Below are 21,366 nucleotides of genomic sequence, written 5' to 3'. Positions count from 1 at the left end.
AAGGGTTTCTTTGACCCGTGATATCGGGGTTGCTATGGTCACTCAAGCGCGGGCCCGGGAAAAGGCGCCCCGCAACGGGGAGTTGGGATGGCAGGCTGGGACAAGCTGGGAAAGGGTGGCAAGGCCGCCCTGGTGTCCGGGATTGCGGTAGTTGCCGCCGCGGTGCTGGGCGGGGCGTGGTATGCGACCCGTCAGCAGCCGGTGAAGGTTGCCGTGACCGCAGGCCCGGTCGGCGGCGAAGGCGGCGGATCCGGCACGGCTGCGGGCGCTGGCGCTGGCACGGGTATCGCCCCGGGCACAGGCGGCGCGGCCGTTTCGAAGACGCAGCCCGCGGCAGCCAAGCCGGCGGCCGGCACGGCGCAGAATGGCACCTCGGGCGAAGCCGCGTCGGGGGCGGCGCCCGTGCCCGGGGCGACTCCGTCCGAGACGCGCGCGGCGGGGCAGACAGCCGGCGTCGCGGCGGCCCTGGCCCCGGCCCCGGCGGCGCCCAAGACCCCGGCCGCGCCGGCTGCGCCCGACGTTCCGTCCTTCGACGTGGTCCGCGTCAGCCCCAACGGCGAGGCCCTGGTGGCCGGCCGGGCCGCGCCCGGCGCCAAGGTGGGGATCGAGGTGGGCGGCAAGCAGGTGGCCTCGGTCGCGGCCGACCGCCAGGGGCGCTTCGTGTCGATCTTTTCGCTGCCCGAGTCCGACAAGCCGCGGGTGATGCGGTTGCAGGCCACCGGCAAGAACGGCAAGGCCCAGGCCTCGTCCGGCGATGTGATCCTGTCGCCCACGCCGGAACCCCAGGTGCCGCCGCCCGCCCCCGAGGCGGTGGCCGAGGCGCCTTCGGCCGGGCAGGGCGCGCAGATCCCCCGATCCATGCCCGCGAGCCAGGCGCCGCCGCCGCCGCCGGCCGTGGGCTTGGGCGCCGGGCCGCAGGTGCCCACGGTGCTGCTGGCCGGGCGCGACGGCGTCAAGGTGCTGCAATCGGGCGGCAGTCTGGGCGCGGCGCCCGCGGGCGAGGTCGAGATTTCGGCGATCTCCTACGGGGCGGACGGCGAGGTCGAGCTGACCGGCCGGGGCGCGAAGGGCGACACGGTTCGGATCTATCTGGACAACAGGTCGGTCGCGACGACGCCGGTCGGCGCCGATGGAAGCTGGTCGGCCAAGCTAAGCGGAATTGGCGCGGGGCTTTACAAGCTGCGCGCCGATCAGCTGGACCCCGGCGGCCAGGTGACTGCGCGGTTCGAGACGCCCTTCAAGCGTGAGGCGCCGGCGGCGCTGGCGGCCGCGGCCCTCGCGCCGGGCGGCAAGGCGGCATCCGGCGGTCAGGGCGGCGGCGGGCCGGGGGCGGAAGGCAGTTCCGCCGCCGTGCGGGCCGAGATCATCACCGTGCAGCCCGGCTATACGCTGTGGGGCATCGCCAAGCGCAACTATGGCGACGGGCTGCTTTATGTGAAGGTCTTCGCGGCCAACAAGGGGCAGATCCGCGACCCCAACCTGATCTATCCCGGTCAGGTCTTCTCGGTCCCGCCAAGGCCCTGACCGGCCTTGCGCCGGCCGGCCGGGCGGTCGCGACCCGTAGGGCGGCGCCCCGGGCCGGGAAGCGTCGCCGTCCTTGGGGCCGCCCTGGTGCGTTGGGATTGCCTGCGCCGCCGCCGTGCCTGCGCCGCCGCCGTGACTGGGCCGCCGCCGTGACTGGGCCTTTGCGCGCCTGCCCGTCGCGATGGGCGGGCGCCTGCCGGGCACCGCTGCGCGTGCGTGGCGAAAAGGGCGCTGGATCGGGCGCATCGGCCCGTCCGGCCGGCCGGCGCCGGACCCAGGGAAGGCGTCGCCCGGCGCCTGCATGCCGGCCTCCCGCGCGGGGGCGGCTCTGGCCAAATCCCCTTTGCCGCCCTATGTGGGGGGCAACACGAGGGATCACGAATGACAAAGACCACAGCTTCCGTGAAGGATGGTGAGCGGGCGCAGGGCCTGCGCACGATCCGCCGGGTCATCCCCTATCTCTGGCCCAAGGGCGAAACCTGGGTCAAGCGCCGCGTGGTGCTGGCGCTCGGCGCGCTGGTGCTGGCCAAGGTGTTCTCGTTGATCATCCCGTGGTTCTACAAGGGCGCGGTGGACGGGCTGGCCAATGCCCACAAGGGCGACGGCTGGACCCTGGGGCTGGGCGCTGTCGGGCTGACGGTGGCCTATGGCGTGGCGCGGCTCGGCAACGTGGGCTTTGGCGAGTTGCGCGACGCGCTGTTCGTGCGCGTCGGGCAGCGGGCGCTGCGGGCGCTGGCGCTGGAAACCTTCACCCATATGCATCGGCTGTCGATGCGCTACCACATTACCCGCAAGACCGGCGGCCTGAGCCGGATCATCGAGCGCGGCGTGAAGGGGGTGGATTTCCTGCTGCGCTTCACGCTGTTCTCGATCGGCCCGCTGTTGCTGGAACTGATCATGGTGACGGTGGTGTTCCTGACGCTGTTCAACGTCTGGTACGCCGCCGTCGTGGTGGTGACGATCACGCTGTACATCGTGTTCACCTTCAAGGTGACCGAATGGCGGGTGCAGATCCGGCGCGAGATGAACGCCCAGGACACCGACGCCAACCAGAAGGCGATCGACAGCCTGCTGAACTTCGAGACGGTGAAGTATTTCGGCGCCGAGAAGCGCGAGGCCGGCCGCTACGACGTCGCCATGGCGGGGTATGAACGCGCTGCGGTCAAGACCGGCCAATCGCTGAGCTTGCTGAACTTCGGCCAGTCGCTGTTGATCACCACCGGGCTGGTGATCGTGATGGTGATGGCGGCGATGGGCGTGCAGCAGGGCAAGCTGAGCGTCGGCGATTTCGTCATGGTCAACGCCTACATGATGCAGATCACCCAGCCGCTGGGTTTCCTCGGCACCGTCTACCGCGAGATCCGCCAGGCGCTGACCGACATGGGAGAGATGTTCGACCTGCTCGAACAGCCGACCGAGGTGAACGACAAGCCCGGTGCGCGGGATCTGAATGTCACCGGCGGGCAGGTGGAATTCGACCATGTGGCCTTCGGCTATGATGCGGCGCGGCCGATCCTGAAGGATCTGACGCTGACGGTGAAGCCGGGCCAGAAGGTCGCGGTGGTCGGGCCGTCGGGGGCGGGCAAGTCGACGATCGGGCGGCTTCTGTTCCGGTTCTACGACGTCACCGGCGGCGCGCTGCGCATCGACGGCCAGGACGTGCGCGACGTCACCCAAGACAGCCTGCACCAGATGATCGGCGTGGTGCCGCAGGACACGGTGCTGTTCAACGACACGGTGCGCTACAACATCGCCTACGGCCGCCCCGACGCGACCGAGGCCGAGATCGTGGCGGCGGCGAAATCCGCCCATATCCACGAATTCATCGCAGGCCTGCCCGAGGGCTACGACACCATGGTGGGCGAGCGCGGGCTGAAGCTGTCCGGCGGCGAGAAGCAGCGCGTGGGCATCGCGCGCACGATCCTCAAGAACCCGCCGATCCTGCTGCTCGATGAGGCGACCAGCGCGCTTGACACCCAGACCGAACGCGACATCCAGGAGGCGTTGCACAAGGTCGGCGAGGGACGCACGGTGCTGACCATCGCCCACCGGCTGTCGACCATCGCCGACAGCGACCGGATCATCGTGCTGGAAAAGGGCGAGATCGTCGAACAGGGCCGGCATGAGGAATTGCTGGCCCATAACGGCCGCTACGCGGCGATGTGGCAGCGTCAATCGGCCGAGGAGGAAGAGGAAGAGGCAGCCTGAGCGCGCCTCTGGCCTCTTCCGCGCCCCCGACAACAGGCGGGGCGACGGTGAGGCGGCGACAGGGGGGGGTGATGTCTGGCGCCCCTGGGCCGGGCTTGCGCCCTTGCACCGCGCGCCGCGGCCTTTGCCGTCAATTGGTTCTTGCCAAGCCGTTCCCCGCCCGGCGACAAGGGGGCAGGAAACGGCCGCGCGTGCCGGCGGGCGGCGCGGTGCTACAGGGGCCAGCCCGGACGCGACGCGAGACAAGGCTCGGCGGAGGCCCGGCGGAGGCCCGGCGGAGGAACGAATGGAGCAAGCGCAACCCGAGGGGGCTGTCGAAGCCGGCGGGCTCACCGCGCGGCTGGCCGGTGCCGCGATCCTGGTGGTCGACGACGAACCGGGGATGCGGAATTTCCTGCGCAAGACCCTGGCGCCGCATTGCCGGCATGTGGCCGAGGCCGACAGCACCGCCGCCGCCGAGGCGCTGTTGGCCGAGCGCCATTTCGACGTGGTCATCCTGGACAACATGATGCCGGGGCAAAGCGGCATCGAATGGCTGGCCGGGCGCCGCCGCCAGGGCAGCCTGGCCGACACGATCATGCTGACCGCCTATGCCGACCTGGAAACCGCGATCGAGGCGATGCGCGCGGGGGCGGCGGATTTCGTGCTGAAACCGGTGCGGTCCAACCAGGTACTGAACGCGGTGCGGCGTTGTCTGGAATTCGCCCATCTGCGCCAGGAAAACGCCCTTTTGCGCCACGAATTGCGCGCCACCGGCATCTGGCGGCCCCGGCGCGACCGGCTGATCGGCAATTCCCCCCAGATCGAAGCGCTTCGCGCGCTGCTGGCGCGGGTGGCGGACATGCCGTCCCCGGTGCTGATCCGCGGCGAATCCGGCACCGGCAAGGAGGTGGCGGCGCGGCATCTGCATGCGCTGTCGGCGCGCGCCGCGCGGCCCTTCGTGGCGATCAACTGCGCCGCGGTTCCCGCCGATCTGCTGGAGGAAGAGCTGTTCGGAAAGGCCTCGGGCGGCGCCAGTTCCGGCGGCGGGCGCGATGGCGCGCCGGAGGGCGGGCGCGATGATGGGCTGCTGGCCTCGGCCCGGGGCGGGACGATCTTCTTCGACGAGGTCGCAGAGATGCCCGCAGCCGCCCAGCCTGCGCTGTTGCGGCTGCTGGAGGACCGCGCCGCCGGCGCGCCGTTCGATCTGCGCTATCTCTTCGCCACCTCGCGCAGCCTGTCGGCCGAGGTCGCCGCCGGCCGCTTCCGCGAGGATCTGTTCTTCCGCATCAACGTGATCGACGTGCAGATGCCGCCGCTGCGCCAGCGCGGCCATGACGTGCTCGATCTGGCGGAACTGTTCATGGATGAACTTTCGGCCCAGCTGCGCCTGCGCCCGCTGGCCTTCACCCCGGCGGCGCGCGGCGCCATCCTGCGCCACGGCTGGCCCGGCAACATCCGCGAATTGTCGAATTTCATCGAACGCGCGCTGATCTTCGACCGCTTCCCGCTAGAGACGCTCAGCCCCCCGGCGGCGGCCGAGATCGAGCCGCTGGACAGCCTCGAGCGCCGCCATATCCTGACCGCGCTGGAGGCCACCGGCGGCAACCGGTCCGAGGCCGCCCGCCGGCTGGGCGTGTCGCGCAAGACGATCGACCGCAAATGCGCGGCCTGGGGCCTTTAGGATGCGGCGGCTGTGGCGGCCCAGGCGCGGCTCGGTCCGGCTGCGACTGCTGGTCATCGCGCTGTTGCCGATGCTGGTGCTGCTGCCGGCGCTGTTGGGTTTCACCACGCTGCGCTGGGCGCGCAAGGTCGACAACCTGCTGATCGTCAAGGTCAACGGCGACCTGACCATCGCGCATCAATACATGGCGCAACTGCTGGCCAATTCCGGCGAGCGGATCGCGGCGCTGGGCAACTCGGTCTCCTTCGCCCGGCATGTCGAGGCCCCCGGCGCCCGCGCCTATCTGGAGCGCGAGCGCCGCGCGCTGGGGCTGGATTTCCTTTATGTCGCGCGGCCGGGGGGCGGGGTGATCGCCTCGACCACGCCGGTGGCGCCCAGGGTGCCGGGCGACTGGAAGGTGGTCGACAGCGCCCTGGCGGGCAAGCGCATGGCGGCGGTCGACGTGTTTGGGCCCAAGACCCTGGCGGCGCTGTCGCCGGCGCTGGCCGCGCGCGCGCGCATCCCGCTGGTGCCGACCCGCGCCGCGCGCCCCACCACCCGCAAAGTCGAGGACGACGGCATGGTGCTGCACGCCGCCGCGCCGGTGGTGCTGCCCGACGGCACCCGCGCCGCGCTGGTGGGCGGCATCCTGCTGAACCGCAACCTGCATTTCATCGACCGCATCAACGCGCTGGTCTACCGCAGCCGCAGCCTGCCCGCCGGATCGGTCGGCACGGCGACGCTGTTTCTCGACGACGTGCGCGTGTCGACCAACGTGCGGCTGTTCGAAAACGTCCGTGCGCTGGGCACCCGGGTGTCGGCGGTGGTGCGCAAGCGGGTGCTGGGCGAGGGCAAGGTCTGGCTCGACCGGGCCTTCGTGGTGAACGACTGGTACATCTCGGCCTATGAGCCGATCACCGACAGTCTGGGCCGGCGGGTGGGGATGCTGTATGTCGGCTTCCTGGCCAGGCCCTTCGCCCAGGCCAAGGCGCAATCCATGATCCTGTCGCTGCTGGCCTTCCTGGCGATCGCGGCGATCTCGGTGCCGGTGTTCCTGCGCTGGGCGGGGCGCATCTTCGGCCCTCTGGAAAGCATGACCGACACGATCGCCAGGGTCGAGGCGGGGGATCTGTCGGCCCGCATCGGCAAGGCACAGGCCGAGGACGAGATCGGCCGCGTCGCGCGCCATCTGGACCATCTGCTGGATCAGGTGCAGGAACGCGACCAGCGGCTGCGCGACTGGGCGGCCGAATTGAACGACAAGGTCGACGAGCGCACCCGCGACCTGCGCGAGGTCAACCGCCGGCTGGAACAGACCACCCAGCAGTTGGTGATGTCGGAAAAGCTGGCCGCGGTGGGCGAGATCACCGCAAGCATCGCGCATGAGATCAACAACCCGGTCGCGGTGATCCAGGGCAACCTGGATGTCGCGCGCCAGACCCTGGGCCCGGCGGCGGCGCCGGCGAAGACCGAATTCGACCTGATCGACGCACAGGTCCACCGGATCACCTCGATCGTGACCAAGCTGCTGCAATTCGCGCGGCCGGCGGAATTTTCAGGCTCGGCCGACCGGGTGGCGCCGGCCGAGGTGGTTTCGGATTGCCTGGCGCTGACGCGGCACCGGCTGCGGGATGCGCGGGTCGAGGTCCGGCGCGCGGACAGCGCCACGCGGCGGATGCGGATCGAACGCACCGGGCTGCAGCAGGTGCTGATCAACCTGATCGTCAACGCGCTGCACGCCATGCCCGGGGGCGGGACACTGACCATCACCACCCGCGACGCCCCGCGCGAGGGCCACACCGGCCGCGCCGGGGCCGAGATCATCGTCGCCGATACCGGCCAGGGCATCGCGCCCGAGGCGCTGGGCCGGATTTTCGATCCCTTCTTCACCACCAAGCGGGCCGAGGGCACCGGGCTGGGCCTGTCGATCAGCCGCATGCTGATCGACGAGGCCGGCGGCGCGATCGAGGTCGAAAGCACGCCGGGGCAGGGCACGCGCTTCACCCTCTGGCTGCCCGCGGCCGAATAAGGGGGCGCCCGCCCGGTAGGTACGGCAGGCAAACGGCGCGCGTACCCGTCCCGTCGCGCCGGAGGCGTGCCGACGAATGGCGGCGGCTTCGGGCAGGACGGGCAGGCGCTTTGACGCCGCCGACCCCGCCGAGGCGAAGGGCTGCGGGTCCCTGGGCGGCGTCGCCTCCCCCCTGCGGGCAAGGTGCGCCGGGCTGGGCCCGCGCCCCAAGCTTGCACCTGGCAAGAAAGCGCGCATCGCCAGCTTTCCCCTTGCCGCCGGGTGCGCGGAACGGCACAAAGCTGGAACGGGTTCCGTGGCGCAGGCCGCCCGCCCGACTTCCCCCGAAATGGACAAAATGTCCCAATTCAGGCCGTCCTGCGGATGCGGGATGGACAGAATGTCCAGATCACCGCCTTTCCAGCCGCACCATTTGGACAGAAAGTCCATCTATCGCATTGAAAACAAACAAAAAAATATTTGACGATGCAGAGGTCACGCAGCATTGTGCGCCCCGGCGGCAGGTGCCGCCGGCATCCGGGGAGCCCCACCGCGCGGCAACAGCGCGGACCGGGGCGGGTGCAAGGGTAACAGGGAGGGACTCCATGGCTTCCATCGCCGACGGCGCACCCGCGTCGTCCATTCTTAGCCGCGAGGCAACCATCGCAGGGCCCGGGTATAACCGCTGGCTCGTGGTGCCAGCCGCGCTTTGTATCCATCTGAGCATCGGCATGGCCTATGGCTTTTCGGTCTTCTGGCTGCCGATGGCGCATCTGATCGCCCAGCCGGCCGCCGATTGCGGCAATCTGGGCTTCTTCGGCATGCTGACCACCACCCAGTGCAACTGGTCGGTGCCGGCTGAAACGCATGTTTTTGAAACCTTCATCGCCATTCTCGGCATCTCGGCCGCGATCTGGGGCGGCTGGCTGGAACATGCCGGGCCACGCAAGGCGGGCTTCATCGCCGCGCTGTGCTGGGGCGGCGGCATGGTGCTGGGCGGACTTGGCGTCATGTGGCACCAGCTTTGGCTGTTTTACCTCGGTACCGGCGTACTCGGGGGAATTGGGCAGGGGCTTGGCTACATCACCCCGGTTTCCACGCTGATCAAATGGTTCCCCGACCGGCGCGGCATGGCCACGGGCTTTGCCATCATGGGCTATGGCGGCGGCGCCATGGTCGGCGCGCCGCTGGCGGTCTGGCTGATGGGCAAGTTCTCGCATAACGGCGTGCAGGGCGTCTGGCAGGCGATGGTCATCCTTGGCCTGATCTACGTCGCGGTGATGTCGATCGGCGCGTTCTCGTTCCGCGTGGCGCCCACCGGCTGGCGCCCCGAGGGCTGGTCCGACGCCGACGCTGCGCGCTCGAAGGCGATGATCACCAAGCGCCATGTGCACCTCAACCGTGTCGCGGGCACGCGTCAGTTCTGGCTGATCTGGCTGGTTCTGTGCCTCAACGTGACCGCCGGGATCGGCGTGATCTCGATGGCCAGCCCGATGCTGCAGGACGTGTTCGGCAATCACCTGCTGGGCAACGAGGGCGCGGGGATGAGCCCCACCGCGCAGAAGGCCGCGATCGTCGCCGCCGCCGCTGGTCTGGTCGGCCTGATCAGCCTGTTCAACTCTCTCGGGCGGCTGTTCTGGGCCTCGCTCAGCGACAAGATCGGCCGCAAGACGACCTATGCCACCTTCTTCATCCTGGGCATGGCGCTCTACATCCTGCTGCCGACCTGGGGCCACCTGGGGATGGCCAGCATGTTCGTGCTGTCGATCTGCATCATCCTGACGATGTATGGTGGCGGTTTCTCGACCGTGCCGGCCTATCTGGCCGACATCTTCGGCACGCAGATGGTCGGCGCCATCCATGGCCGGCTGATCACCGCCTGGTCGGCGGCGGGTATCATCGGCCCGGTGCTGATCGCCAGCGTGCGCCAGTACCAGCTTGACCACGGCGTGCCGCACAACCTGGTCTACGACCGCACGCTCTACATCATGGCGGGGCTGTTGCTGCTGGGCCTGATCTTCAACGCGATGATCAAGCCGGTCGACGACAAGCACTACATGAGCGACGAAGAACTGGCACAGGAGCGCGCGTTGCAGCACGACAACACCGCGCGCGGGGCCGTGGCCTCGACCGCGGCGCGCGGGCAGTTCGGCGCGCTGGGCGTGGTGTTCTGGCTGGCCGTCGGCATCCCGTTCCTGATCGGGGTGTGGATCGCGCTGTCGAAGGGCGCCGCGCTGTTCTGACGTCGCGTTGCCGATGATCAAGGCGCCGGGCGGTGATCCCGCCCGGCGCCTCTGTGTCGCCCGCAGCCGCAAAGGCGCGACATGTTTCGCGCGCCGCACCGGGTGCAATCGCTCTGGACATGCCGGAAAGATCGCATTAACCCGACCACCGGCAAAGGGTCGCGCAGAGACGCCATGCCGCCTTGACCGATTCGCGACCCGAGGGCCGCGCGCGCAAGAGGTGGTTCCGTTCGGCGCGTAGGGGGGAGGCCGCCGCACCCGTTTTCGCCAAGTATCGTTGTGCGGTCGGTGTGTTGTATCCCCAGATTTCGATTCCCCTCCCGGCGTGCCGGGCAGGAGGTCGTGACACCATAGCCTGGCGCGTTCAGCCTCGATCGGGGGCGCGCGTTCGAGAGACCAATGTGCCGCGATAGGCGGCAGGACTGGGAGGAAATCAATGAAAGCCATTACCAAACTTTGCGCCACGGCGGCGATGGTCGCCTTTTCGGCGACCGGCGCGCTGGCGGCGGGCGGCATTTCCAACGGCGTCGTCAAGATCGGCGTGCTGGGCGACATGTCCGGCGTCTATTCGACCGGTTTCAGCGGCCCGGGCGCCGTGGCCGCGGTGAAGATGGCGGTGCGCGATTTCGGCGGCAAGGTGCTGGGCAAGCCGATCGAGGTGATCTCGGCCGATCACCAGAACAAGGCCGACGTGGCCTCTTCCATCGCGCGCAAGTGGATCGACGAGGATCACGTCGACATGATCGCCGACCTGACCAACTCGGCCGTGGCGCTGGCGGTGCAGAAGCTGGCGTCCGATAAACATGTCATCACCATGACGACCGGCGCCGCGACCAGCGCGCTGACCGGCAAGGCCTGCACGAAATACGGCATCCACTACGGCTATGACACCCATGCGCTGCCGGTCGGCACCGCGACGGCGATCGTCAAGAACGGTGGCAAGAGCTGGTATTTCATCACTGCCGATTACGCCTTCGGCCATGCGCTGCAAAACAACACCGCCCAGGTGGTGAAGGCGCTGGGCGGCAAGGTCGTGGGGGCCTCGGACGTGCCGCTGGGAAGCAACGACTTCTCATCCTATCTGCTGCAGGCGCAGGCTTCGGGCGCGCAGGTGATCGGTCTGGCCAATGCCGGCCAGGACACCGTCAACGCGATCAAGCAGGCGCATGAGTTCGGCATCGTTCAGGGCGGCCAGCAGCTGGCCGGCATGCTGGTGCTGATTTCGGACGTGAAAAGCCTGGGCACCAATGTCGCCAAGGGGTTGCAGTTCACCTCGGCCTGGTACTGGAACCAGGACGCGGCCTCGCGCAAGTGGATGAAGGAATACGAGAAATTCTCGAACGGCGCGGCGCCGACCTTCCCGCATGCGGCGGATTATTCGCTGACCATGGCCTATCTGAAGGCGATCAAGGCCGCGGGCACCGACAATGCCGACGCGGTGCGCGCCGAGCTGGGCAAGATGAAGATCGACGACTTCTTCGCCAAGGGCGGCCAGATCCGTCAGGACGGCCTTCTGGTGCACGACATGTACCTGCTGAAGGTGCAACAGCCCAAGGACGGGCCGTGGGACGTGGCCAAGGTGGTGCGCACGATCCCCGGCAAGGACGCCTATTTCACCCTGGCCAAGGGCGGCTGCCCGCTGGTGAAATCGTAACGCTTGCGGACACGGACGCGGCGGCACCTTGCCGCCGCGTCCGGCACCGCACCGCATGAGGTGTCAGGAAGGCGGCCCCCGCCTTCCCTGCAGGGAACCAACGCGCGCATGACCGACATTATCCTTGAGACCCGGGACCTTCAGATCAGCTTCGGCGGCTTCCTGGCCGTGAAGAACGTCAACCTGAAGATCGCCCGCGGCACGATCCACGCGATCATCGGCCCGAACGGCGCGGGCAAGACCACGGTCTTCAACCTGCTGACCAAGTTCCACGCCCCCACCGCCGGCCGGATCCTGTTCAACGGCACCGACATCACCAGCTGGAAACCCGCCGAGATCGCCAACCACGGCATCGTGCGCTCGTTCCAGATCTCGGCCGTCTTCCCGCATCTGACGGCGATGGAAAACGTCCGCCTGGCACTGCAGCGCCGGCTGGGCGTCAGCTATCACTTCTGGCGCTCGAAGAAGGTGCTCGAAAGCCTTGACCAGGAGGCCGTCGCGCGGCTCGATCAGGTTGGGCTGAAGGATTTTGCCCATCTGCGCGCGGTCGAATTGCCCTATGGCCGCAAGCGCGCGCTGGAGATCGCCACCACCCTGGCGCTGGAGCCCGAGCTGATGCTGCTGGATGAGCCCACCCAGGGCATGGGCACCGAGGACGTGGGCTCCGTGACCGATCTGATCCGCAAGGTGTCCAAGGGGCGCACGATCATCATGGTGGAACACAATCTGGGGGTGGTGTCGAAACTGGCCGACACGATCACCGTCTTGAACCGCGGCGAGGTTCTGGCCGAGGGACCCTATGAGGTGGTCTCGAAGAACCAGGCGGTGATGGAGGCCTACATGGGCGTCAGCGCCGAGGAGGCCGAGGCATGAGCCAGACGATGGAACAGACCACGGCTGCCGCGGCCGCGCCGCTGCTGCACATCCGCGACCTGCACGCCTGGTACGGCGAATCCCACATCCTGCACGGGATTGATCTGGAACTGGCCGAGGGCCAGCTGATTACCCTGCTGGGCCGCAACGGCGCCGGCCGCACCACGACGCTGCGCGCGATCATGGGCATGGTGGATCGCCGCACCGGATCCATCCAGATCCGCGGGCAGGAATTCATCGCCAAGCCCGCGCATCGCATCGCGCCGCTGGGCGGCATCGGCTATTGCCCCGAGGAACGCGGCATCTTCGCCAGCCTGACGGTGGGCGAGAACCTGATGCTGCCGCCGGCGGTGGGCGAGGGCGGCATGAGCCTGGAAGAGATCTTCGAGATGTTCCCCAACCTGCGCGAGGTCCGCAACCGGATGGGTACGCGGCTGTCGGGGGGCGAACAGCAGATGCTGGCGCTGGCGCGTATCCTGCGCACCGGGGCGCGGCTGTTGCTGCTGGACGAAATCACCGAGGGCCTGGCGCCGGTGATCGTCAAGGCAATGGGCACCGCGATCCGCAAGCTGAAGGAGCGCGGCTATACCATCGTACTGGTCGAGCAGAACTTCCGCTTTGCCGCGCCGCTGGCCGACCGGCATTACATCATCGAGCACGGCACGGTGATCGACCGGATCGAGGCCGCCGAGGTCGGCGCCAGCATGGACCGGCTGAACCATTACCTCAGCGTCTAGGGGGATGGCGTGACCAAGCACAAGACCAACATCGAAAGCGGGCGGAGGGCGACATGGATCCTATGATGAGACTGATCCTCGCGCAGGGCATGCTGGGGCTGAACAACGGCGTGTTCTACGCCATGCTCAGCCTTGGCCTGGCGATCATCTTCGGGCTGCTGAACGTGGTGAACTTCGCCCATGGCGCGCTTTACATGACCGGTGCCTTCGTGGCGTTGATCCTGTATTCCTATTTCGGCATCTGGATCGGGATGAGCTGGCTGCACATCGGCTTTTGGCCCGCGCTGGTGCTGGCGCCGATCATCGTCGGCTGCTTCGGCATGTTGATGGAACGCTACATGCTGCGCTGGCTGTACGGGCTGGATCCGATCTACAGCCTGCTTCTGACCTTCGGGGTGACGCTGGTCTTGCAGGGCCTGTTCATCAACTTCTTCAACGCCTCGGGCACGCCCTATCCGGGCCAGCCCGAAAGCCTGCGCGGCGTGGTCAACCTGGGCTTCATGATGTTCCCCAAGTACCGGCTGTTCGTGATCGTGTTCTCGATCGTGGTCTGCCTGGCGGTGTGGTTCGTGATCGAACGCACCCGGATCGGCGCGATGCTGCGGGCGGGCACCGAGAACCCGGAACTGGTCAAGGCGTTCGGCATCAACGTGCCGCTGATGATCACCCTGACCTTCGGCTTCGGCTCGGGTCTGGCGGGACTGGCGGGGGTGCTGGCGGCGCCGATCTATTCGGTCTCGCCGCTGATGGGGGCGGATCTGATCATCATCATCTTCGCGGTTGTGGTGATCGGCGGCATGGGCTCGATCATGGGGGCGGTGGCCACCGGCATCGCGCTGGGGCTGATCGAGGGGGTGACCAAGGTGTTCTACGCCCCCGCCGCCAATACGGTGATCTTCTTTCTGATGGTCGTGGTGCTGCTGGTGCGTCCGGCGGGCCTTTTCGGACGGACGCGGTAGGGCAGGGACGATGAACGTGACGACACATTCCGAGATCGCCGAATTCGATGCGCTGTCCGGCCCCGCGGGCCAGACGCGCGGGCGCGTCCTGCAGGCGGTGTTCTGGGTGCTGCTGATCGGCTTCGTGCTGCTGGCGCCCACGATGCTGTATCCGGTCTTCGTGATGCAGTTGCTGTGCTTTGCGCTGTTCGCCTGCGCCTTCAACCTGCTGATCGGCTTCACCGGCCTTCTGTCCTTCGGTCATGCCGCCTTCTTCGGTGGCGCGGCCTATATCACCGGACACGCCCTGACCGCCTGGGGCGTGCCACCGATCCCCGGCATCCTGCTGGGCGCGGCCTTCTCGGCGGCGCTGGGGTATGTGGTCGGGGCGCTGGCGATCCGCCGCCAGGGGATCTATTTCGCGATGATTACCCTGGCGCTGGCGCAGATCGTCTATTTCTTCGCGCTGCAACTGCCCTTCACCGGCGGCGAGAACGGCCTTCAGGGCATTCCGCGCGGCCATCTCTTCGGGCTGATCGACCTCAACCAGACGCTCAACATGTACTACTTCGTCGCGGCGGTATTCCTGGTCGGCTTCCTGATCATCTACCGCATCATCCATTCGCCCTTCGGCCAGGTCCTTCAGGCGATCCGCGAGAACGAGCCGCGCGCGCTGTCGCTGGGCTACAACACCGACCGCTACAAGCTGATCGCCTTCGTGCTGTCGGCGACGCTGGCCGGGGTGGCCGGATCGACGAAAAGCATCGTCTTCCAGTTCGCCTCGCTCACCGACGCGCATTGGCAGATGTCGGGCGAGGTGATCCTGATGACGCTGCTGGGCGGCCTTGGCACGATCTTCGGCCCGGTGGTGGGGGCGTTCATCGTGGTCGCGCTGCAGCAATTCCTCAGCGCCATCGGCTCCTGGGTGCAGGTGGTGATCGGGGCGACCTTCATCGCCTGCGTGCTGCTGTTCCGCCGTGGTGTGGTGGGAGAACTGGCGCGGTGGTTGAAGGTCGGCTCGCTCTGACGGGCGAGGGCGCTGCCCCCTGCACCCCCGGAGTATTTATGCCAAGATGAAGAGCGCTGTCTTCGTCTTTCATCTTGGAAAAAGTACTCCACGGGGGTCCGGGGGTGTGAAACCCCCGGCGCGGATGCTGGCAACATGGTCCTTGCTTCGGGGTTTCGCTTCCGGGCGGTCGCGCTAGACTGACCTCACGCCACTATAGGAGAGGTCTTGATGCGCCGCGCCGGAAGTCTTCTCATTGCCCTTTTGCTGGGACATGCGGCGGCGGCGCAGGGGACGCCCGGTGCGGCGCTGCCCGATCTGGGCATGGCGGCAGTGACGCGGGCAAAACTGGCCCGCGCAAGGCCGGTGACGGCGCCGCATGCGATGGTGGTGACCGCCCAGCATCTGGCCACCGATGTCGGGCTGCAGATCCTGCGCGAAGGTGGCAATGCCGTCGATGCGGCAGTGGCGGTGGGATATGCGCTGGCCGTGGTCCACCCCTGTTGCGGCAATCTGGGCGGCGGCGGCTTTCTGACGCTGCATCTGGCCGACGGGCGCAACCTGTTTCTCGATTTCCGCGAAAAAGCGCCGCTGGCGGCGACGCCGGGGATGTTTCTGGACGCAAGCGGCCAGGCCGACCCGAAGCTGAGCCGCGATTCCTGGCTTGCTACCGGCGTGCCGGGCACGGTGATGGGGCTGGAAGAGGCACGCGCCGCCTATGGCAGCCTAAGCCGCGCCCAGGTGATGGCCCCGGCCATCGGGCTGGCGCGCGAGGGCTTCGTGCTGAATGCCGCCGACGCCCGGCTGCTGGCCCTGCGCGCCAAGTTGTTCGCAAGCCGTCCGAACGTGGCGCGAACCTTCCTGGGCCCCGATGGCGCGCCGCTGAAGGCCGGCGACCGGCTGGTGCAGCCCGATCTGGCGAAGACGCTGGAGCGAATCGAAAAGGGGGGCAGCCGCGCCTTCTATCGCGGTCCGATCGCGCGCGCGATCGTCGCCGCCAGCCAGGCGGGCGGCGGCCTGCTGACGATGCGCGATTTCGCAGATTATACCGCGCCCTGGACCGCCCCCGTCGCCTGCGATTATCGCGGCTACCGGATCGTGTCTGCGCCGCCGCCCAGTTCTGGCGGCACCACGCTGTGCGAGATCCTTCAGATCCTGCGCCCCTATCCGTTGGGCGACTGGGGCTATGCCTCGGTCAAGGCGAGCCATTATCTTATCGAGGCCGAGCGCCGCGCCTTCGCCGACCGCAATACCTATCTCGGTGATCCGGCCTTCGTGAAGAACCCGGTGGCAAGACTGATCTCTCCTGCCCATGCCGCAGCGCTGCGCGCGACCATCCGGCCCGACCGCGCCACGCCGTCGTCGCAGGTCAAGGGCAGCCTCGGCGCCGATGAGGGGCAGCACACCACCCATTATTCCATCGTCGACGCCCAGGGCAACGCGGTCGCGCTGACCTACACGCTGAACTTCTTCTTCGGCACGGGCCGGATCGCCGGCGACACCGGGTTTTTCCTCAACAACGAGATGGACGATTTCACTGCCAAGCCCGGGGTGCCCAACGCCTTCGGCCTAGTCCAGGGCAACGTGAATGCGGTCGCGCCGGGCAAGCGGCCGCTGTCGTCGATGACGCCGACAATCGTGCTGAAGGGTGGCCGGGTCTTCATGGTCACCGGCAGTCCCGGGGGATCGACGATCATCTCGACCACGCTGGAAAGCATCCTCAACGTGGTGGATTTCGGGATGAACATGCAGCAGGCGGTGGATGCGCCGCGCCTGCATCACCAATGGCTGCCCGATACGGTGTTTGTCGAGCCGGGCTATCTGATGCCCCGAACCCGTGCCGCGCTGGAGGCGATGGGGCATCATTTCACCTCGCGCGCGCCCTGGGGCGCCGACGAGGCCATCCTGCGCAACCCCGCGACCGGCCTGTGGGAAGGCGCCAACGACAGCCGTCGCCCCGCGGGCCTGGCGAAGGGCGACTGACCCCGAATCGCCGCGGCGCGCGGGTGGACAGGGCGCGGCATTGCGCGGCATTGCGGCCGCATCTGAACAATTTTTCAACATCCATGCCGCTCCGCGCGAAGAAGCCGGATCAAAGCTTGACAGGTCCGCGAACCTTTTCCTCAATGGTTTGCAAACCAATTCAATATTGATCCAGAACGTAGCGAGTCGCCCGAACCCAATCACCGTTCTTCCCATAGCGCCGGGACCCCCATGTCAGCAGATGCCCAGAAAGCACTGACGAAATTGCGTCGTCTGATCACCTCCAGCACCTTGGGAGAGGGCGGCCAATTGCCGACCGAGCGTGCCCTGGCCGGACAACTGGGGATCGGGCGGCGGGCCCTGCGCGCCGCGCTTGAGGTGCTGGAGGAAGAGGGGCTTTTGTGGCGCCGGCAGGGCAAGGGCACCTTCATCGGCCAGCCGCCGGACCCCCATGGCCAGATCGCTGCCGATATCGTGCGCGTGGCGGATGCCGCCGCGATCATGGAGGCGCGGATTTGCGTGGAACCGGCGCTGGCCGCGCTGGCCGCCGCCCGCGCCAGCACCGAGGATATCGCGCAGATGCGGCGGCTGGTGGATCACATCGCGATGACCCCTGACACCGAGGCCGCCGAATTGTGGGATGGCGCGCTGCACCGGATGATCGCGCGCGTGGCGGGCAATCCGATCCTCCTGACCGCCTTTCAGCTGATCGACGAGGTGCGCATCCGCGAGGATTGGCAGGCGCTGCGCGATCGCGCGCGATCGCCTGAATCCATGCACCTGTCGGATACCGAGCACCGCGCGGTGATCGATGCGATCGAGGCCGGCGACGGCGCGCGCGCGCGCCGCAGGATGGAGGCCCACCTGCGCCGCCTGGCGGGTACGCTTGACGATCGCGCACAGGAGGCCGCGCAATGAGCCAACCCTTGCTGGAGGTGCAGGATCTGGCAATTCGGATCCGCGGGACGGGGCGCAATCTGGTCGACGGCGTGTCCTTCGGCGTTATGCCGGGAGAAACGCTGTGCATCGTCGGAGAATCCGGCTGCGGCAAAAGCCTGACGGCGCTGGCGCTGATGGGCCTGCTGGCCAGCCCTCCGCTGGAGATCGCGGGCGGGAAGGCGCTGTTTCAGGGCCAGGATCTGCTGGGGCTGACACGGGCGCAGTTCTCGCGACTGCGCGGTGATCGCCTGGCGATGATCTTCCAGGAACCGATGAGCGCGCTGAACCCGGCGCTGCGCATCGGCGAGCAGATCGCGGAATCGGTGCGCAGGCATCGCGGCGCTTCGCATCGCGCGGCGCGCGCCCGGGCGCTGGAGATGCTGGAAAAGGTCCGTATACCGGCGCCGGAAACCCGGCTTGACGAGTTTCCGCATCAGCTGTCGGGGGGTATGCGGCAGCGCGCGATGATCGCCATGGCGCTGGCCAACGATCCGGCGCTGATCGTGGCGGACGAACCTACCACCGCGCTGGATGTGACGATCCAGGCGCAGATCCTCGATCTGATGCGGCGCCTGCGCGACGAGGCCGGTACGGCGCTGATCATGATCACCCATGATCTGGGCGTGGTGGCCGAGATGGCCGACAAGGTGGCGGTGATGTATGCTGGCCGCGTGGTCGAGACTGGCACCATGGCGCAGGTTTTCGGCGATCCCCAGCATCCCTACACGATCGGGTTGATGAGTTCGATGCCCGCCTTCGGCGCCGGCGCGGGCCGGCTGGTGACCATCCCCGGCATGGTGCCGCCGATTTCGGCCATGCCGCCGGGCTGCCGTTTCGCCAGCCGCTGTCCGTTCCGCCTGCCGCGGTGCGAGGCGCCGCCGCCGCTGGTGCAGGCGGGCGATCACCAGGCCGCCTGCTGGCGCGCGCCCCTCGATGCGCTGGAGGTCACCGCATGAGCCCGCGTCAGGTGATCCTCGAGGCCCGCGCGCTGGAACGGCGCTTCGTCACCGCCAGGCCGCTGTTCAGGGAGGCCACCGTCGTGCATGCCGTCAGCGGCGTCGATCTGGCGGTGGAAGAGGGCGAGACCTTTGCCATCGTCGGCGAATCGGGTTGCGGCAAGTCCACGCTGGCGCGGGTGCTGACCCGGCTGATCCCGGCCTCGGGCGGGTCGGTGCGCTATGCCGGCCGCGATCTGGGCGGGCTGAAACCGGCCCAGATCCGGGCGTTGCGCCGCGAAGTGCAATTCATCTTTCAGGACCCGTTCTCGTCGCTCAATCCCCGCATGACGGTGGGCGCGCTGATCGAGGAACCGCTGCGCATCCACCGCATCGGCACCGGGCCCGAGCGCCGCGCCCGCGTCGCGCAGCTTCTGGAACGGGTGGGTCTGCCGGCGCAGGCCGCCGGCCGCTATCCGCATGAATTTTCGGGTGGGCAGCGTCAGCGCATTGGCATCGCCCGGGCGCTGGCCTCGGGGCCGAAGGTGGTGGTGGGGGACGAACCGGTTTCGGCGCTGGACGTGTCGATCCAGGCGCAGGTGGTGAACCTGCTGGCGGATCTGAAGCGCGAATTCGGCCTGACGCTGGTGATCATCGCCCATGACCTGGCGGTAATCCGGCACATGGCCGACCGCGTGGCGGTGATGTATCTGGGCCAGATCGTCGAACTGGCCCCTGCCGCCGATCTGTTCGAGGTGCCGCGCCATCCCTATACCGAGGCGCTGGTTTCGGCCATTCCGCTGCCCGATCCGGGCGCGCGGCGGGCCCGCGCGCGGGTGGCGGGCGAATTGCCCGATCCCACTGCGCCGCCCGCCGGCTGCCGTTTCCACCCGCGCTGTCCCTACGCGATCGGTCGCTGCCGGACCGACGCGCCGCAACTGTCACCCCGCGACGCTGGCGGCCGCCAGGTGGCCTGCCACCGCGCGGAAGAATTGGCGCTGGCCGGGCTGGGCAGTGTCGCCGCCGCCCGCAGCCCCGCCGCCCGCAAGCGGTTCGACCTTTATCGCCAGGCCCGCGCGGCCCAGGCGCAAACCGATCAACCGCCCGCAGAAGGCGGCCCCATCCAGCAAGGAGATTGACATGAGACGATATTCGCTAACCCTCGGGCTTGCCTCGGCCCTGGTGGTGATGGGCCATCTCGCCCATGCCGCCGATCTGCGCATCGGGCTGCAGGACGACCCTGACACGCTAGATCCCGATCAGGGGCGCACCTTCGTCGGCCGCATCGTCTTTGCCTCGATGTGCGACAAGCTGGTCGATATCACGCCAGAGTTGAAGATCATCCCGGCGCTGGCGACCAGCTGGAAATGGTCCGATGGCGGCAAGGCGCTGACCATGGACCTGCGCAAGGGCGTGACCTTTCAGGACGGCGAGAAATTCGACGCCGAGGCGGTGAAATACAACATCCACCGCAGCCAGACCCTGCCCGAAAGCCGCCGCAAGAACGAGGTGAAGTCGATCGCCTCGGTCGAGGTCAAGGGCCCCTATCAGGTGGTTTTCCACCTCAAGGCCCCGGACGCGACGCTGCTGGCGCAGCTGGCCGACCGCGCCGGCATGATGGTGGCGCCGAAGGTGGCCGAGAAGGAGGGCGACAAGTTCGGCCTGCATCCGGTCTGTGTGGGCCCCTACAAGTTTCAAAGCCGGGTCGCCCAGGACAAGATCGTGCTGGTCAAGGACCCGAGCTATTACGACGCGAAGGATTACCATTTCGACAAGGTCTCCTTCCTGCCGATCCCCGACACCACCGTGCGTCTGGCCAACCTGCGCGCCGGCGATCTGGACATGATCGAGCGCCTCGCCGCGACCGACGTGAAGACCGCCGAGAAGGACCCCAAGCTGCAGGTGAAGAAGGCGACATCGCTGGGCTACCAGGGCATCACCTTCAACATCGGCAACGGCCCGAAAGCGAAGACCCCCTTCGGCGAAAAGGAAAAGCTGCGTCAGGCGCTGTCGTTGTCGATCGACCGCAATGCCATCAACCAGGTGGTGTTCAACGGCGCGTTCGAGCCGGGCAACCAGCCGTTCCCGCCGGGTTCCAAATGGTATGACAAGGCCTTCCCGGTCCAGCCGCAGAACATCGCCGAGGCCAAGAAACTGCTGCAGGAAGCCGGCGATCCCCATCCCGAGCTGACGGTGCAGGTCACCAACAACCCGGTGCAGATGCAGCTGATGCAGGTGATCCAGGCGATGGCCGCGCAGGCCGGGATCAAGATCAAGATCGTCGCCAAGGAATTCGCGACCCTCTTGAAGGACCAGACCACCGGCGATTTCGAGGCCAGCCAGATCGGCTGGTCGGGCCGGATCGACCCGGACGGCAACATCTACGGCTTCGTCGTCACCGGGGCGGGCCTGAACGATGGGCATTATTCCGACCCGCAGGTGGATGCGCTGCTGAACAAGGCGCGGCTGACCACCGACGACGCGGTGCGCAAGCAATCCTATGACGCGGCGCAGGCGATCTTGCTGAAGCAACTGCCGATCATCTACCTCTACCATCCGGTGTGGATCTGGGCGCTGGACAAGAAGATCGAGGGCTTCACCCCCTATCCCGACGGCATGATCCGCCTCAAGGGCGTCAAGTTCACCGGCTGATCACGCGACCGGACCCGGCGGCGG

General features: G+C 67.8%; 15 protein-coding genes. All 15 read left to right on the top strand.

Annotation, left to right across the window (positions count from 1 at the left end):
• Nucleotides 1–87 precede the first annotated feature (87 nt).
• The 15 genes from BLV97_RS06155 to BLV97_RS06085 all read left to right on the top strand — a co-directional run bounded on the left by BLV97_RS06155 (nt 88) and on the right by BLV97_RS06085 (nt 21,342).
• The gene (locus BLV97_RS06155; protein WP_051646093.1) at nt 88–1,524 is read left to right on the top strand and encodes a LysM peptidoglycan-binding domain-containing protein; all 1,437 of its coding nucleotides are present in this window, start codon (nt 88–90) and stop codon (nt 1,522–1,524) included.
• Between the two features lie 381 nt (nt 1,525–1,905).
• Nucleotides 1,906–3,732 (top strand): ABCB family ABC transporter ATP-binding protein/permease, encoded by a 1,827-nt coding sequence (locus BLV97_RS06150; protein ID WP_035843146.1) that lies wholly within the window; start codon nt 1,906–1,908, stop codon nt 3,730–3,732.
• Between the two features lie 286 nt (nt 3,733–4,018).
• Nucleotides 4,019–5,395 (top strand): sigma-54-dependent transcriptional regulator, encoded by a 1,377-nt coding sequence (locus BLV97_RS06145; protein WP_035843149.1) that lies wholly within the window; start codon nt 4,019–4,021, stop codon nt 5,393–5,395.
• 1 nt (nt 5,396) lies between these two features.
• Entirely contained in the window at nt 5,397–7,403 is a 2,007-nt protein-coding gene (locus BLV97_RS06140; RefSeq protein ID WP_035843152.1) for a sensor histidine kinase, read from the top strand.
• Nucleotides 7,404–7,987: 584 nt separating this feature from the next.
• Nucleotides 7,988–9,625, top strand: a complete 1,638-nt coding sequence (locus tag BLV97_RS06135; RefSeq protein ID WP_035843156.1) for an OFA family MFS transporter — start codon at nt 7,988–7,990, stop codon at nt 9,623–9,625.
• 436 nt (nt 9,626–10,061) lie between these two features.
• Complete coding sequence (locus BLV97_RS06130) at nt 10,062–11,279, top strand: ABC transporter substrate-binding protein (RefSeq protein WP_035843158.1); 1,218 nt, start codon at nt 10,062–10,064, stop codon at nt 11,277–11,279.
• A gap of 108 nt (nt 11,280–11,387) precedes the next feature.
• Complete coding sequence (locus tag BLV97_RS06125) at nt 11,388–12,152, top strand: ABC transporter ATP-binding protein (protein ID WP_081825075.1); 765 nt, start codon at nt 11,388–11,390, stop codon at nt 12,150–12,152.
• The gene (locus BLV97_RS06120) at nt 12,149–12,889 is read left to right on the top strand and encodes an ABC transporter ATP-binding protein (RefSeq protein WP_051646094.1); all 741 of its coding nucleotides are present in this window, start codon (nt 12,149–12,151) and stop codon (nt 12,887–12,889) included. The genes BLV97_RS06125 and BLV97_RS06120 overlap by 4 nt, the downstream gene beginning before the upstream one ends.
• 65 nt (nt 12,890–12,954) lie before the next feature.
• Complete coding sequence (locus BLV97_RS06115) at nt 12,955–13,848, top strand: branched-chain amino acid ABC transporter permease (protein ID WP_092163987.1); 894 nt, start codon at nt 12,955–12,957, stop codon at nt 13,846–13,848.
• A 10-nt stretch (nt 13,849–13,858) separates the two neighbouring features.
• Nucleotides 13,859–14,854 carry a branched-chain amino acid ABC transporter permease gene (locus tag BLV97_RS06110; protein ID WP_176992635.1) on the top strand — a complete coding sequence of 332 codons (996 nt, stop codon included), beginning with the start codon at nt 13,859–13,861 and terminating at the stop codon, nt 14,852–14,854.
• Between the two features lie 210 nt (nt 14,855–15,064).
• Nucleotides 15,065–16,816 (top strand): gamma-glutamyltransferase, encoded by a 1,752-nt coding sequence (gene ggt, locus BLV97_RS06105; RefSeq protein ID WP_035843164.1) that lies wholly within the window; start codon nt 15,065–15,067, stop codon nt 16,814–16,816.
• A 231-nt stretch (nt 16,817–17,047) separates the two neighbouring features.
• Nucleotides 17,048–17,734: a FadR/GntR family transcriptional regulator gene (locus BLV97_RS06100; RefSeq protein WP_051646095.1), complete on the top strand. Its 687-nt coding sequence runs from the start codon at nt 17,048–17,050 to the stop codon at nt 17,732–17,734.
• The gene (locus BLV97_RS06095) at nt 17,731–18,711 is read left to right on the top strand and encodes an ABC transporter ATP-binding protein (protein ID WP_092163981.1); all 981 of its coding nucleotides are present in this window, start codon (nt 17,731–17,733) and stop codon (nt 18,709–18,711) included. The genes BLV97_RS06100 and BLV97_RS06095 overlap by 4 nt, the downstream gene beginning before the upstream one ends.
• Nucleotides 18,708–19,829: an ABC transporter ATP-binding protein gene (locus BLV97_RS21760; protein WP_035843294.1), complete on the top strand. Its 1,122-nt coding sequence runs from the start codon at nt 18,708–18,710 to the stop codon at nt 19,827–19,829. Before BLV97_RS06095 ends, BLV97_RS21760 begins: the two co-directional genes overlap by 4 nt.
• Nucleotide 19,830: 1 nt before the next feature.
• A complete protein-coding gene (locus BLV97_RS06085; protein WP_035843296.1) occupies nt 19,831–21,342 on the top strand; it encodes an ABC transporter substrate-binding protein in 1,512 nt (503 codons plus the stop codon).
• Nucleotides 21,343–21,366 lie beyond the last annotated feature (24 nt).

This window comes from Allgaiera indica, assembly GCF_900106675.1.
GTDB classification, from domain to species: Bacteria; Pseudomonadota; Alphaproteobacteria; order Rhodobacterales; family Rhodobacteraceae; genus Acidimangrovimonas; species Acidimangrovimonas indica.
The sequence above is the reverse complement of the archived record's forward strand: the minus strand, read 5'-3'. Positions and strand labels throughout refer to the sequence as shown.

Coding starts and splice junctions, on each gene's coding strand:
- BLV97_RS06155 (WP_051646093.1), top strand. CDS start 88: ATGGCAGGCTGGGACAAGCTGGGAAAGGGTGGCAAGGCCGCCCTGGTG.
- BLV97_RS06150 (WP_035843146.1), top strand. CDS start 1,906: ATGACAAAGACCACAGCTTCCGTGAAGGATGGTGAGCGGGCGCAGGGC.
- BLV97_RS06145 (WP_035843149.1), top strand. CDS start 4,019: ATGGAGCAAGCGCAACCCGAGGGGGCTGTCGAAGCCGGCGGGCTCACC.
- BLV97_RS06140 (WP_035843152.1), top strand. CDS start 5,397: ATGCGGCGGCTGTGGCGGCCCAGGCGCGGCTCGGTCCGGCTGCGACTG.
- BLV97_RS06135 (WP_035843156.1), top strand. CDS start 7,988: ATGGCTTCCATCGCCGACGGCGCACCCGCGTCGTCCATTCTTAGCCGC.
- BLV97_RS06130 (WP_035843158.1), top strand. CDS start 10,062: ATGAAAGCCATTACCAAACTTTGCGCCACGGCGGCGATGGTCGCCTTT.
- BLV97_RS06125 (WP_081825075.1), top strand. CDS start 11,388: ATGACCGACATTATCCTTGAGACCCGGGACCTTCAGATCAGCTTCGGC.
- BLV97_RS06120 (WP_051646094.1), top strand. CDS start 12,149: ATGAGCCAGACGATGGAACAGACCACGGCTGCCGCGGCCGCGCCGCTG.
- BLV97_RS06115 (WP_092163987.1), top strand. CDS start 12,955: ATGAGACTGATCCTCGCGCAGGGCATGCTGGGGCTGAACAACGGCGTG.
- BLV97_RS06110 (WP_176992635.1), top strand. CDS start 13,859: ATGAACGTGACGACACATTCCGAGATCGCCGAATTCGATGCGCTGTCC.
- ggt (WP_035843164.1), top strand. CDS start 15,065: ATGCGCCGCGCCGGAAGTCTTCTCATTGCCCTTTTGCTGGGACATGCG.
- BLV97_RS06100 (WP_051646095.1), top strand. CDS start 17,048: ATGTCAGCAGATGCCCAGAAAGCACTGACGAAATTGCGTCGTCTGATC.
- BLV97_RS06095 (WP_092163981.1), top strand. CDS start 17,731: ATGAGCCAACCCTTGCTGGAGGTGCAGGATCTGGCAATTCGGATCCGC.
- BLV97_RS21760 (WP_035843294.1), top strand. CDS start 18,708: ATGAGCCCGCGTCAGGTGATCCTCGAGGCCCGCGCGCTGGAACGGCGC.
- BLV97_RS06085 (WP_035843296.1), top strand. CDS start 19,831: ATGAGACGATATTCGCTAACCCTCGGGCTTGCCTCGGCCCTGGTGGTG.